The 13,049-nt window shown below is 70.2% G+C and carries 14 protein-coding genes and 2 tRNA genes; 12 read left to right on the top strand and 4 right to left on the bottom strand.

What is annotated here, in order from left to right; all coding sequences use genetic code 11:
* Positions 1-35 precede the first annotated feature (35 nt).
* Positions 36-1,109, top strand: coding sequence for a hypothetical protein (locus ACIHIX_RS17270; protein ID WP_399956222.1), 1,074 nt, complete (start codon positions 36-38; stop codon positions 1,107-1,109).
* A 66-nt stretch (positions 1,110-1,175) separates the two neighbouring features.
* On the opposite strand, the gene ACIHIX_RS17265 is transcribed toward ACIHIX_RS17270, so the two are convergent.
* Positions 1,176-2,285, bottom strand: coding sequence for a M48 family metallopeptidase (locus tag ACIHIX_RS17265; protein WP_399957296.1), 1,110 nt, complete (start codon positions 2,283-2,285; stop codon positions 1,176-1,178).
* A 124-nt stretch (positions 2,286-2,409) separates the two neighbouring features.
* On the opposite strand from ACIHIX_RS17265, the gene ACIHIX_RS17260 reads away from it, so the two are divergent.
* From ACIHIX_RS17260 to ACIHIX_RS17230, 7 genes are all read left to right on the top strand, one after another.
* Entirely contained in the window at positions 2,410-2,571 is a 162-nt protein-coding gene (locus ACIHIX_RS17260) for a hypothetical protein (RefSeq protein WP_399956219.1), read from the top strand.
* Positions 2,572-2,684: 113 nt separating this feature from the next.
* Entirely contained in the window at positions 2,685-2,849 is a 165-nt protein-coding gene (locus ACIHIX_RS17255; RefSeq protein WP_329339321.1) for a hypothetical protein, read from the top strand.
* A gap of 58 nt (positions 2,850-2,907) precedes the next feature.
* Entirely contained in the window at positions 2,908-3,546 is a 639-nt protein-coding gene (gene nadD / locus ACIHIX_RS17250) for a nicotinate-nucleotide adenylyltransferase (protein WP_329339323.1), read from the top strand.
* A 16-nt stretch (positions 3,547-3,562) separates the two neighbouring features.
* Positions 3,563-5,314, top strand: a complete 1,752-nt coding sequence (locus tag ACIHIX_RS17245) for a LytR C-terminal domain-containing protein (protein WP_399956216.1) — start codon at positions 3,563-3,565, stop codon at positions 5,312-5,314.
* 128 nt (positions 5,315-5,442) lie between these two features.
* A complete protein-coding gene (gene rsfS / locus ACIHIX_RS17240; protein ID WP_399956213.1) occupies positions 5,443-5,889 on the top strand; it encodes a ribosome silencing factor in 447 nt (148 codons plus the stop codon).
* Positions 5,886-6,560: a histidine phosphatase family protein gene (locus ACIHIX_RS17235; protein WP_399956210.1), complete on the top strand. Its 675-nt coding sequence runs from the start codon at positions 5,886-5,888 to the stop codon at positions 6,558-6,560. Before rsfS ends, ACIHIX_RS17235 begins: the two co-directional genes overlap by 4 nt.
* 75 nt (positions 6,561-6,635) lie before the next feature.
* Positions 6,636-6,708, top strand: a tRNA-Ala gene (locus tag ACIHIX_RS17230).
* Between the two features lie 18 nt (positions 6,709-6,726).
* Here the strand turns inward: ACIHIX_RS17230 and ACIHIX_RS17225 are convergent.
* Entirely contained in the window at positions 6,727-7,593 is an 867-nt protein-coding gene (locus tag ACIHIX_RS17225; protein WP_399956207.1) for a helix-turn-helix transcriptional regulator, read from the bottom strand.
* 109 nt (positions 7,594-7,702) lie between these two features.
* Between ACIHIX_RS17225 and ACIHIX_RS17220 the strand changes: the two genes are divergently transcribed.
* The 4 genes from ACIHIX_RS17220 to ACIHIX_RS17205 all read left to right on the top strand — a co-directional run bounded on the left by ACIHIX_RS17220 (position 7,703) and on the right by ACIHIX_RS17205 (position 9,821).
* A complete protein-coding gene (locus tag ACIHIX_RS17220; protein ID WP_399956204.1) occupies positions 7,703-9,166 on the top strand; it encodes an MFS transporter in 1,464 nt (487 codons plus the stop codon).
* A gap of 69 nt (positions 9,167-9,235) precedes the next feature.
* Entirely contained in the window at positions 9,236-9,409 is a 174-nt protein-coding gene (locus tag ACIHIX_RS17215; RefSeq protein ID WP_399956201.1) for a hypothetical protein, read from the top strand.
* 3 nt (positions 9,410-9,412) lie between these two features.
* Positions 9,413-9,646, top strand: a complete 234-nt coding sequence (locus ACIHIX_RS17210) for a hypothetical protein (RefSeq protein WP_003976229.1) — start codon at positions 9,413-9,415, stop codon at positions 9,644-9,646.
* Between the two features lie 102 nt (positions 9,647-9,748).
* Positions 9,749-9,821: transfer RNA gene (locus tag ACIHIX_RS17205), tRNA-Ala, on the top strand.
* A gap of 112 nt (positions 9,822-9,933) precedes the next feature.
* Here ACIHIX_RS17205 and ACIHIX_RS17200 read toward each other — a convergent pair.
* Both ACIHIX_RS17200 and ACIHIX_RS17195 read right to left on the bottom strand, forming a co-directional pair.
* Positions 9,934-11,547: an NADH-ubiquinone oxidoreductase-F iron-sulfur binding region domain-containing protein gene (locus ACIHIX_RS17200; protein WP_399956199.1), complete on the bottom strand. Its 1,614-nt coding sequence runs from the start codon at positions 11,545-11,547 to the stop codon at positions 9,934-9,936.
* Positions 11,544-12,827 carry a cytochrome b/b6 domain-containing protein gene (locus ACIHIX_RS17195; protein ID WP_399956196.1) on the bottom strand — a complete coding sequence of 428 codons (1,284 nt, stop codon included), beginning with the start codon at positions 12,825-12,827 and terminating at the stop codon, positions 11,544-11,546. The genes ACIHIX_RS17200 and ACIHIX_RS17195 overlap by 4 nt, the downstream gene beginning before the upstream one ends.
* Positions 12,828-13,049: the final 222 nt, after the last annotated feature.

The raw sequence follows: 13,049 nt of genomic DNA, 5'->3' as shown, positions 1-13,049 counted from the left end.
GTTTACCTGAGCTTCCGGAGACCTACCCTGAAGGTATGGGAGGGCCTGGAGAACCACCTGAGGGTGCACCCGAGGGCGGCCCCGGGGGTGCTGAGGACGAGTACCGGTCCGTCGTCTTCGACGAGTCGTTCGTCCGTGCTGCCCGGCTCCAGGAGTACTCCGCGCAGGAGCGCATCGCCGACCACGCCCCGGCCGTCCGGCGCCGCCCGCCGATGCGCCGGGGACTGTCCCGGCAGGCCCTCGTCCTGGTCCTGCTGATCGCCCTCGCCTTCGGCACGGCGATCTACATGGGTGTACGGCACCCCTACCAGACCCCCGCCCCCGTACGGGACGTCTCCCTGCCCCTCCAGACGACCGTCGTCCCGCTCGCCCCGGTGGGCAGGGTGCCGGGCGCGGCCGACGCGGAGTATCTGTACGACCACAGCCCCGCCGCGCAGTTCCGGATCGGCGCCGCCGGGATCACGCTGCCCGCCGCGCGGGACACCTCGCACTTCTCCGAGACCCAGGTGATGAGCGCGCTGGACACGGTCAAGGAGTACCTGGTGCGGTCCGCGCTCTACCCGGAGGTGCTCACCGGCGGCGAGACCCGCCCCGTCCGCGTTCTGCTCCCCGCCGACCAGCACCTCCAGTTCGACGAGAGCCTGAGCCATCCCGCCGCGGACGGCCGGCACGCGGTGACCGGATGGCTGGTCCGCTTCGACGCCAGGACCGTGCGGCTGGCCGACCCGCAGATCCGGGTCAGCGGGACGCTGGCGGTCAGTGAGACCGAGTCCACGATGCTGGAGGTGACCGCGGACCACACGTACGTGTACGCGCTGCGGTCCGCCGACGCCGGTGCCAAGGCGGAGACCTCGTTGTTCACCGTCCGGCGTGAGCTGCACTTCCGGTTCGACCGGGAGGACGTGCGGCTGCACCAGGCGCAGCTGTCCACGTCGTATGTGCAGGCCGGGCCCTTGTCCTGCGGGGACAACGCGGCGGATGTGCTGAGTCCGCTGCTGGCGGGGCAGACGGCGAAGGCGGGTGGGCCGGTGGGGACCGATCCGTTTGCCACGGATCGGGCCACGGCGGTGTGCGGGACGTTGGCTTCGGGGGCCTTGCCCAAAGGGTGAGGGGCGTTTGGTGCCCGGTCGCGCAGTTCCCCGCGCCCCTTGACGGCGTCAGCGCCCCCGGCGTTCTCAGTCCTCCTCGGTATCCCTTGGGGGCTGGTCCTTGGGGTTGGTGGTCGTGAAGCCGCCGAAGCCTCGCCTCACCCTGCCGCCCAGGTCGCCGGCGCCGCCCGCGATGTCCGTGACCAGCTTCATCAGGGGGTCCTTGGAGGACTTGACGTTGGTCGCGTAGCTGGCCGCCGACTCGCGGAACGAGTCGGTGACCGAGGTGTCCTTGTCCTCGGTGCGGCGCGGGTAGTGGCCGTCCATCAGACGCTGGAAGTCGCGGGACTCCGACCACTTCTTCAGCTCGGCCGCCCGGACCGTGGTGAAGGGGTGGCTGCGCGGGAGCACGTTCAGGATCTTCAGGACCGAGTCGCGCAGGTCGCCGCCGGCCTCGTACTCCTCGGCCTGCTTCAGGAACGCGTCCACGTTCATCTCGTGCAGGTGGTGGCCGCCGGCCAGCTTCATCAGGCCGCGCATCGAGGCCCTGAGGTCCTGGCCGACCAGCAGACCCGCGCGGTCCGCGGACAGCTCCGACTTGCGGAACCACTCGCGCAGCGCCGTCACGATCGCCATGATCGCGATGTTGCCCAGCGGGATCCACGCCACCCTGAGGGCGAGGCTCGTCAGGAAGAGCAGGATGGTGCGGTAGACGGCGTGACCGGACAGGGCGTGGCCCACCTCGTGGCCGACGACGGCCCGCATCTCCTCCTCGTCGAGCAGGTCGACGAGGCCGGTCGTCACGACGATGATCGGCTCGTCCAGGCCGATGCACATCGCGTTCGGCTTCGGGTCCTGGCTCACGTACATCGGCGGGACCTTCTCCAGGTCCAGGATGTAACAGGCGTCCCGCAGCATGTCGTTGAGGTACGCGAACTGCTGGTCCGACACCCGCACCGAGTCGGAGAGGAACAGGAGCCTGAGGCTCCGCTCGGGCAGCAGACCGCTGAGCGCCTTGAAGACCGTGTCGAACCCGCTCAGCTTGCGCAGTGCCACCAGGGCGGAGCGGTCGGCGGGGTGCTCGTACGCCCGCGAGGAGATGCCGGGGAAGCGCCTGCGCTGCCTGCTCGGCACGTTCTCATGGCCGTTGCCCTGGCCGTTCTCGTGCCCGTTCTGCTCGTGGCCGTCGTCGGACATGTCTTCCCCCATGTGCGTGAGTGTGATCCTTTGCGGACCCTTGTGCGGCCTTTTGCGCCCCCGAAGCAGAGCCCAGCCTAGGCGGAGATACGGTGGACGGGCAGTACAGCGAAGGAGTCCCGTCATGGAGCACAGCCCCGCGTCCGCCTGGCTGACCGAAGCCGCGAGCGCAGCCCAGCAGCAAGGGTCGGGGTATCTGCTCCGGGTCGTGCTGATCGTGATGGTGGTGGGCTGTGTGCTGGCCGCGTGGTTCCTGCTGCGGGGCTACAAGCAGAAGGACGACTGAGCCGGAGCGGAAGTTCCGTCGGGGCGCCAACGGCGGAGTCGGCGTGATCGCCGCCGGGCCGCCCGATTACGATGGGCCGACATCTTTATCCCGCCCACATCGGATAGGTCCAGATGAGCTTCCACAGCACCGCTGCCCAGTTGGTCACCCTTGCCGCCGAGGGCGAGGAGCACGGCGGCAACCACGAGAGCCTCAGCCCGCTGCTCACCGGCGGCGGCGCGTTCGTCATCCTGCTGCTCCTGCTGTGGATCACGACCCGTTTCAACCGCGACCGCTGAGCCGCCGAGGGGCTGGGGGAGACCGACCCCGCGGAACGGGCCGGTAGGGTCTGCACGCATGGGAGAGCAGGACATGCCTACCGGCCCGGGCAACGCCCCGTCGAACCCCGGCAAGCGCCGTCTCGGCGTCATGGGCGGGACGTTCGACCCGATCCACCACGGACACCTCGTGGCGGCCAGTGAGGTCGCCGCGCAGTTCCACCTGGACGAGGTCGTGTTCGTGCCGACCGGACAGCCGTGGCAGAAGAGTCACCGCAGCGTCTCGCCGGCCGAGGACCGCTATCTGATGACGGTGATCGCCACCGCCGAGAACCCGCAGTTCTCGGTGAGCCGCATCGACATCGACCGCGGCGGGCCCACGTACACCGTGGACACCCTGCGCGACCTGCGCATGATCAACCCCGACACGGACCTCTTCTTCATCACCGGCGCCGACGCCCTCGCCCAGCTCCTCACCTGGCGCGACATGGAGGAGCTCTTCTCCCTGGCGCACTTCATCGGGGTCACCCGGCCGGGCCACCACCTGACCGACGCCGGACTCCCGGAGGGCGGTGTCTCTCTCGTGGAGGTTCCCGCGCTCGCCATCTCCTCCACAGACTGCCGTGCGAGAGTCGCCAAGGGCGACCCCATCTGGTACATGGTGCCGGACGGAGTCGTGCGCTACATCGACAAGCGCGAGCTGTACCGCGGCGAGTGAGCCGAGAGGGGCACCGGTGAACGACCGATACGACGCGGGACACGGCGACAACCACGACGACCAGTACCAACTCGTCGGCTACGACGAGTACGGCCGTCCCGTCTACCAGCAGATCCCCCAGCAACAGACCCCGCAGCAGCCGTACGACCCGTACGCGCAGCAGACACAGCAGGGTTACGGCTACGACCCCTACGCCGCCGGTGGGCAGCAGACGGGGCAGTACCCCGCGCAGACCTACGACACCGGCAGCCGGCAGCCCGCACCGCCGTACGACCCCTACGACACGGGCCAGCAGCCCTCCGTGCCGTCCTACGACCCCTACGGCACCGGTCAGCAGACCCCTGCGCAGCCCTATGACCCCTACGGGCGGGCCGCGACCAGTGCCCAGCAGCCCCGGGTCGCCGAGCAGACCGCGTACATCCCGCAGCAGGCCGGACCGGCCGAGGCCGCGGAGCCGGACGGCCACGGCCGTCCCGACGGCGCCGAACGCGACTACCACACCGAGCAGTTCTCCTTCGTGGAGGAGCCCGACGGTGACTCAGAGGACGTCATCGACTGGCTGAACTTCACCGAGAACCGCACCGAGCGCCGTGAGGAGGCCAAGCGCCGCGCCCGCAGCCGGCTCGTCGCCCTGGTCGTCGTCCTGGCCCTCACCGCGGTCGGTGGCGTCGGCTACCTCTGGTACGCCGGGAAGCTGCCCGGACTGTCCTCGAAGTCCGATTCCGCGACCGGCACCGGCACGTCCGTCGCCGCCCAGAACCGCGACGTGATCGTCGTCCACCTCCACAACACCAAGGGCGGCGGCACCTCCACGGCGCTGCTCGTCGACAACACCACCACCCAGCAGGGCACCACCGTCCTGCTGCCCAACTCCCTCGCCCTCACCGACGACGACGGCACCACGACCACCCTCGCCAAGTCGGTCGACGACGACGGCTCCTCGGGCACCCGTGAGGCGATCGACACGGTCCTCGGGACCCAGATCCAGGGCACCTGGCGCCTCGACACCCCTTACCTGCAGAACCTCGTCGACCTCGTCGGCAACATCGACGTCGACACGAACACCGACGTCCCCGACCCGGCCGCCAAGAAGAAGGGCACCGCGCCCCTGGTGAACAAGGGCGAGGACCAGACCCTCAGCGGCAAGACGGCCGTCGCCTACGCCACCTACCGCGCCTCGGGCGAGGCCCAGAACGCCCAGCTGGAGCGGTTCGGGCAGGTCATGCAGGCCGTGCTGCGCAAGCTGTCCTCCGACGCGGGGGCCGCCACGACCACCGTCCAGACACTGGCGCAGATCCTCGACCCGTCGCTCACCGACAAGGACCTCGGCACCTTCCTCGCCAAGCTCGCCGACCTCGCCAAGGGCGGCGACTACAAGACCGCGCTGCTGCCCGTCCAGACCGACGGCACCCTCAGCGCCCAGGCCAGCGACAGCGTCGTCAAGGACGTCCTCGGCGGCACCGCCAAGAGCCCCGACAAGGACGCCGCGGTCCGCGTCTCCGTCCAGAACGCCAGCGGTGCCAAGGACAACACCGAGAAGGCCCGTGTGGTCCTCCTCAACGGCGGCTTCACCTTCCTGGAGGGCGGCACCGCCTCCGGCACCCAGGCCGCCTCGAAGGTCGTCTACGCGGACGCCGCCGACAAGGAGAACGCCACCGAGGTCGCCAAGACCCTGGGCCTGCCCACCAGCGCCGTCAGCAAGGGCAAGACCACGTCGAACGCGAACGTCTCCGTGGTCCTCGGCCAGAACTACGACCCGTCCTCGTAGCCGCCCGCGGCGGGCCGGGTCACGGACGCCCGTGGCCCGGCCCCGCCACGGGCCCCGGTAATCACCCGGGTGCCCTCGGCGGTCGTGAGACCCTTGAGGTCAAGTGACCGCCGACCGAAAGCCGTGTAGTGACCGCCACTGACCGCTCCATCGAGCTCATCCACACCGCCGCACAGGCGGCCGCCGACAAGCTCGCGCACGACATCATCGCCTACGACGTCAGCGACGTGCTGTCGATCACGGACGCCTTCCTGCTGGCCTCCGCGCCCAACGACCGCCAGGTCAAGTCGATCGTCGACGAGATCGAGGAGCGCCTCCAGAAGGAGCTCGGCGCCAAGCCCGTACGCCGCGAGGGCGACCGGGACGCCCGCTGGATCCTGCTCGACTACGTCGACATCGTCGTCCACGTCCAGCACAGCGAGGAGCGCGTCTTCTACGCCCTGGAGCGGCTGTGGAAGGACTGCCCCGAGCTGGACCTGCCCGAGGACGCCAAGGCCACCCGCGGCAAGGCCGAGGAGCACGCCAAGCTGCAGGCCGCCGAGGAGTCCGAGGACCTCGATGGTGACTGGCGATGAGCAGCACCGGTGAGGTGACGGACGCCAAGCAGGGCGGGCGGGGTCGCCGCATCATCCTGTGGCGCCACGGCCAGACCTCCTGGAACGTGGAACGCCGCTTCCAGGGCACCACGGACGTCGCCCTCACCGAGACCGGCGTCGCCCAGGCCCGGCGCGCCGCCCGGCTGCTCGCCTCCCTGAAGCCCGACGCTGTCGTCTCCTCGGACCTCCAGCGGGCCGCGAACACCGCCGCCGAGCTCGCCGTGCTCACCGGTCTCGACGTCAGTCACGACGACGGCCTGCGGGAGACCTACGCGGGCGCCTGGCAGGGGCTGACGCACGAGGAGATCATCGCCTCGTACGGCGAGGAGTACGCCGCGTGGAAGCGCGGTGAGCCGGTCCGTCGCGGCGGCGGCGAACTGGAGACCGAGGTCGCCGACCGCGCCGCCCCCGTGGTGCTGCGGCACGCCGACAAGCTGCCCGACGACGGCACGCTCGTCGTCGTCAGCCACGGCGGCACGATCCGCACCACCATCGGCCGGCTCCTCGGCCTGGAGTCCGGCAACTGGGAGAGCCTCGGCGGGCTCTCCAACTGCTGCTGGTCCGTCCTCGGCGAGGGCGCCCGCGGCTGGCGGCTCCTTGAGCACAACGCCGGGACACTGCCGGAGCCGGTGCTCGGGGACGACGACTGAGCGGATTTCACTTTCTGGCAGGTCGCAGGCTAAAGTTCTTCTTGTTCGCCCCGCCGAGCGGGAAGAACAAAGCTCGGGGCTATAGCTCAGTTGGTAGAGCGCCTGCATGGCATGCAGGAGGTCAGGAGTTCAATTCTCCTTAGCTCCACAGATGAAGATCCCGTCCTCACAGGGCGGGATTTTTCATTTCCCGCAACAGGGCCGTGCGTCGCGCCGTCTCCTCGTCGTCCGGTGTGTAGACCACGATCCGGCACTCCGGCATCCCGTGGATCGACAGCGACACCGAAGTGAGCCGCAGCTCGCCGACCGCCGGGTGACGGAAGCACTTCACCCGCCGCCCCGGCTCCGCCACGTCGCCGGTCTCCCACAGCCGCGCGAACAGCGGGCTCGCCGCGGACAGCTTGCGTATGAAGCCGTCCCAGGCCGGCTCCCCGGCATGCGGTCCGTAGGCCGCCCGCAGCGTCGCCACCATCACCGGCAGCTCCGTCTCCCGGAACAGCAGCGGGCAGTTCTCGTCCGGCGCCGTGAACAACCCCCACAGCGCGTTGGGCGGACGGCCGCTGGGCTGGAGCAGCGGCACGGCGAACAGGGTGCGATAGACCTCGTTGGCAGCCAGGATGTCGAACCGCGAGTTGTAGACCACGGCCGGGCGCGGTGCCAGGGCGTCGATGATGCCCTGGACCTCCGGGCCCACGGACTGCGCGACGGCCTCCGGCGTTGCCGTGTACGCCACTTCGGCCAGGCGGTACAGATGCTCACGCTCCGGCGGATCGAGCCGCAGCGTGCGCGCCACGGCGTCGAGGACCTGTGCGGAGGCGTTGATGGGGCGGCCCTGCTCCAGCCATGTGTACCAGGTCACACCGACCCCCGAGAGCTGGGCGACCTCCTCGCGGCGCAGACCCGGAGTGCGACGGCGCAGACCCGGGGGCATCCCCACGTCCGCGGGGGTCACCCGGGCGCGCCGGCTGCGCAGAAACGCGGCCAGCTCCGGTCGGCGGCGCTGTGTCGTCCCCAGGCGCTGTGTCGTCCCCATCGTCACGTCCCCCATCGTCGGCGCCCGACCTGTCTCCTGCCAGGTGCTGTCAGTACCAGCATCAGCGGGCTCTCGGCACCCTTACCGCGGCGCCGTCACGCTCGACGGCATGACGACAACAACCCCTGCCGGAACGGGTTCCGAGCCCGCTCCAAGCCCTGCGATCAGTGAACCACCGGGCACTGACAACGGCCCCCGCCCGCTCCTCGCCGTCGTCCTCGCCGCGATGTTCATGGCCATGCTCGACGTCTTCATCGTGAACGTCGCTGCTCCCACCATCGGTTCCGAACTCCACGCCTCGGGAGCCGAGTTGCAGTTGGTGGTCGCCGGATACACCATCACCTACGCGGTGCTGCTGATCACCGGTGCCCGCCTCGGCGACCGGTTCGGTCCCGGCCGGGTGCACCTCGCCGGGATGGCCCTGTTCACCGCCGCCTCGCTCGCCTGCGGTCTGGCGCAGGGGGCCACCGAACTGATCGTGTTCCGGCTGATCCAGGGCGCCGGCTCGGCGCTGATGATCCCGCAGGTGCTCAGCCTGATCCAGCGGAACTTCGTCGGGGAGGCCCGGGTGAAGGCGCTCGGCGCGTACTCGGCGGTGCTGGCGGTCGGCGCGGCGGCCGGGCAGGTGTTCGGCGGGGTCCTGGTCAGCGCCGATCTGTTCGGCACCGGCTGGCGGCCGGTGTTCCTGGTGAACGTGCCCGTGGGCCTCGTACTCCTGGTCGTCGGCGGGCGGGTGCTGCCGCGGGGCGGCGGGAGCGGGGGGCGGCGCGGGCTCGATCTGCCGGGGCTCGTCCTGCTCGGCACGGCCGTCTCCCTGTTCACGGTGCCGCTGGTGCTGGGGCAGGAGCAGGACTGGCCGCTGTGGTCGTGGCTGTCGCTGGCCGGCTCCGCGGTCCTGTTCGCCGTGTTCTGCGGGTTCGAGTCGCGGCTGGCCCGGCGGGGCGGCGACCCGCTCATCGCGCCGAGGGTCCTGCGCCACCCCGGCATGGGCCTGGCGGTCCTGCGCATCATGGCCGTGATGGCGGTCAACGGCGGCTTCCTGTTCCTGCTGACCCTGCATCTCCAGGGCGGCCTCGGCTACAGCGCCCTGCGCTCCGGCCTCACCTTCGTGCCGACCGCGGTCGTCTTCGGCGCGGTCGGGCTGACCTGGCGCAACTGGCCCGCCGGGTGGCAGCGGGCACTGGCGCCCGCCGGGTTCGCGCTCACCGCGCTGGCCGTGGCCGGGACCGGCCTCGCGCTCAAGGGCGGCGGCGAGGGCGGAGTCCTGGCCTATGTGTCGTACGTCGGCGTGGGCGTCGGTCTCGCGCTCGCCTTCAGCCCCACGCTCACCCGGGCCCTGGCGACCGTGCGGCCCGAGGACGCGGCGGACGCCAGCGGTCTGCTCGCCACCGTCACCCAGCTCGGCCAGCTGACCGGCGTCGCGGTGTTCGGCACACTGTTCTTCAACCGGCTTGAGTCACTTGGGGTCCCGGAGGCGTATACCTCTGCGGAGGCGCTTCTGGCGTGCATGTTCGCGCTGGCCGGCACCGCGGCGGTGGGTGCCGTGTCCGGACTGGTACTGAGGCGTCGCTGACCGTATTGGTCCGGCCGTGGCAGAATCAAACGGCCGGAAGGGGGCGCGGCCCGACGGGAGGGAGTAGCGATGCCTGCGAGCATCCTCGAGGAGGTCGACCACCTCCTCGGAGCAGTGCTGACCCGGGACACCGTCACCCGCCTCATCTGCCCTTCCTGCGGTTCCCTCCACGTCGCGCAAGTGCTCGGTGACAACGGCGGAATCTCCTACGTGTGCACGGCCTGCGGCCACAGCTGGAGCTGATCGATGGGTGCACACAGGCGAAAGTGCGACTGGTGCGGCAGCGGGACGCCGATCGTGCGGGACATGGAGCCGGTCAATCCCGATTACCAGTACTGGTGCGAGGAATGCGCGCGGGCGCTGATCATAAAAGGCGACCCGATCGAGACGTACCGGGAGCTCGAGGGCGAGCCGATCTACGGCCGGCTGCTCGAAGAGCACTGCACGCTCAAGAGGTTCTACTCGTTCGTCACTGCCTGAGGCCCGTCGCCGAGCGGGCCTCAGGAAACGATTTGGTGTTCCACCCGGGTGACCGTGTAATGTTGGCGTCGCCGCCGGGGGAAACCGCGGAGGACACCGCAAGGGGCTATAGCTCAGTTGGTAGAGCGCCTGCATGGCATGCAGGAGGTCAGGAGTTCAATTCTCCTTAGCTCCACAGAAAGATCCCGCCGGATCATCAAAATCCGGCGGGATTCTTGCGTTTCCAGGGGCAGTTGACATGCCGTAGGGGGCCGCCCGGATCGGGCGGCCCCCTACGTGCTGTCGGTTCAGCGGCCCAGCGCCCGGCGGCCGCGGCCCTGGGAGAGGACCGGGAGGTTGCGGGACGCGCTGTTGTCGCGCGGGGCCGCTTCCTCCAGGCGCAGGGCGAGGGCGGGGCAGCGGCGGACCGCGCGGAGGGCCTTCGCCTCGGCGTAGCGGGGGACCTGGGCCTGGGCGACCGTGGGGAACCCGTCGGCGCCGAGCTCGAAGACCTCCGGGAGGATGTCGGCGCACAGGCCGTGGCCGCGGCACAGGGTCCAGTCGACGTAGATCTTCTGGCGGCTGGGGCCGTTCTCCTCGGACGTGGCACCGCCCGGAAGGCCCGCGGGCGCCATGCCGCCCTCGAAGAGCGGCAGAACGCCCTCCACGGGCCGTCCGCAGCCGTTGCCGAGGACATGGGCGGCGAGGTCGTCGGTGAACGCCTTGATGGTCGACTCCAGGAACATCGCGGAGCCGTCCGGGTGTGAGCACGCGCCGCGCCGCTTCACGTTCTTGGCGACCTGCTTGAGCGCCTCCAGGGCGGCCGGTCCGCCGCCGTTGAGGATGTCCTCCATGCCGCGCGCGGCGGCCGGCAGGCCGAGGTAGCAGGGACCGCACTGGCCCGCGCTCTCCTCGGCCAGCCACTTGGCCACCATCAGCGACTCGCCCAGCGGGCAGGTCTCCTGACTGATCGGCAGGATCGCGCCCGCGCCGAGCGCACCGCCCACCGCGTCCAGCGAGTTGCGGGAGACGACCGCCTCGTTGACCGTCGCCGCGTCGATCCACTTGCCGTGGTAGCCGCCGGTGAGCACGCCCTGCGGAACGGGCGGGGCGCCGGCGAGCTGAAGGATGTACCGCAGGGGTACGCCGGTGGGGGCCTCGATCACCATGGGGCGGGCGACCGCGCCGGACACGGTGAGCATGACGGTGCCCGGCTCGTCGTACAGCCCGGTGTTGCCGTAGCGCTCCGGGCCGATGCGGGCGGCTATCGCCAGTTGCGCGAACGTCTCGGCGTTCGACAGGAGGGTGGGTGCGCCGCCCACGCCGTTCTGGGAGGCGCTGACCTTGCGGCCGGGCGGGATCGCCGGGCCGCCGTCGATGGAGCGGATCAGCGAGGCCGCCGCTCCGGTGACCATACGGACGGGGTTGCGCTGCACACGCGCGCGTAGCGCGGATCTACGGCCGTTGCTCAGGCCGCGTTCGGCGAGCGCGGCCTCCATGGAGCGCTGGGTGGACTCCCGGGTGACGCCCACCACGAGCGTGCGGGCGCCCAGGGCCTCGGCGGCCAGCAGGGCGCCGTCCAGGATGAGGTGCGGGGCACGGTTGATGAGCACCGTGTCCTTGCGGCAGGCCGGTTCGTCCTCGCTGCCGTTGACGACGACGACCGGTCGTACCCCGCGCTTGATGGCCGCCTCGGCGACCGAGCGCAGCTTCTTGTGGAAGGGGAAGCCCGCGCCGCCGCGGCCCTTCAGGTTGATGTTCTCGGCGAGCTTCGCGAGTTGCTCGCCGCCCATGGGTTCGAGCGGCCCGTGCACCTTCAGGTGCATGGGCAGATCGAGTCTTTCGACAAGGTCGAAGCCCGACGTGAGCTGGGGAAGACCGACCACGCGGACTTCTGGGACGTCGGGCAGGGCCTCGTTCACCTATAGCCTCCGGAAGGCATGTTCCAAGGTTCGCCCGAACCCGGTGCGCCGAAGTCGTAGGAGTCACCGGGCGTTGGATCAGTGGCGGGACCGCTGTTGTACGTGTCGTTCGGGTAGTACGCGCCGGAGGCGGCGTTCGACTCACCGGTGTCGTACACGTCACTCGTGCCGTATCCGGACGTGTCCGTATTGCGGTAGGTCGGGATGTTGTATCCGGTGTCCTGGAGCGGGTCGTAGGACGACGGGGGCGCCTCGCCGACCGGCGGCGGGGACGGGATCGGCCAGCTGCCCGAGGTGCTGCCGCCGGTGTCGTAGCGGGGCACGGCCTGTGTGGGCTGCATGTCCATGGGCAGGTCCATGCGGGCGGTCTGGTCGGCGCCGTAGGACGGCTGCTGGGGGATGCGCGGAGTGGGCTGGACGGCGCGGTAGGCGGCGGCGAAGCCGTTCGCGGGCTCCGGGGCGGGGGCCGGCGCCTCGTAGGAGGGCTCCGGGCGGGACCGCGCGGCTCGCGCGTTCTCGTAGCCCGGCAGGGCGGAGGCGGCCTCGGCGACCTTGGCCCGGCTCGCGTCCAGTTCCTCGCGGCCCGGCCGGTCCTCGGTGCCCAGGATCGCCTGGATCCGGTCGGCGACCTTGCGCTTGACCGGGCGCGGTGCCGCGCGCAGGGCGAGCGCGGCCATGACGCCGGCCAGGGAGAGGCTGTAGAGGATCACGAAGATCGGCTTCGCCTCGCGGCCCGAGTACAGGCCGTGCACCAGCGCGAAGCACCAGGCCGGGTACGCCAGCATGTGCATGGCCCGCCAGCGGGCGGCGACCGGCGCCGGGGAGGCGAACTGGTTGCGCAGGGCGCCGGTGATGCCCACGAAGATCATCAGCAGGCCGGCCAGCGAGCCCAGGCCGATCAGGCCCGCACTGCCGGTGAAGCCCAGCGAGAACGGGATGATCGCGCCGATCAGCTGGGTGTGTTCGAGGGCGACCTTGGTGGTGATGTGCAACAGCAGGAAGGCGATCGAGCCGACGGCGGTCGTCCGGTGAACGGCCTGGCCGATGATCCGCTGTTTGGGGTTGAGGAAGATCCGGTCCTGGGCGACCAGGCCCCAGATCACCGAGCAGCTGAGGGAGACGAGGGACAGCACGCCCGCGCCGAAGTTCAGGAAGTCGCGGACCGTGTCACCTCCTACCAGCACGAACACGGGTATGAAGAGCAGAACGACAGCCGACACCATGCCGTAGGCCGAGCGGCCGGGCCTGGGGAGCGAGCTGTTACTTCGACGAGGGTTCATGGGGGCAACTCCGAGCAGTTCGGGAAGGCGGTCCCGCTGCCGCACTCTAAGTGGAGCCATACCGATCGGTACGGGGTTTGAGTTATTGCGTTGTTATCAAAAGGCCGTGGGCTTGTTGTGTTGTCCCTTAGTGGGTGTTACGCGAAGTAACTTTTGACGTTTGTTCAGTTCGGTACCCGATGTCCGGGGCCATAGAGAGGCATACGTAAGCGCGTCGCGGCT

This window comes from Streptomyces sp. NPDC051913 (genome assembly GCF_044593635.1).
Classification (GTDB): domain Bacteria; phylum Actinomycetota; class Actinomycetes; order Streptomycetales; family Streptomycetaceae; genus Streptomyces.
This window is presented reverse-complemented; position numbering and strand designations above follow the sequence as displayed.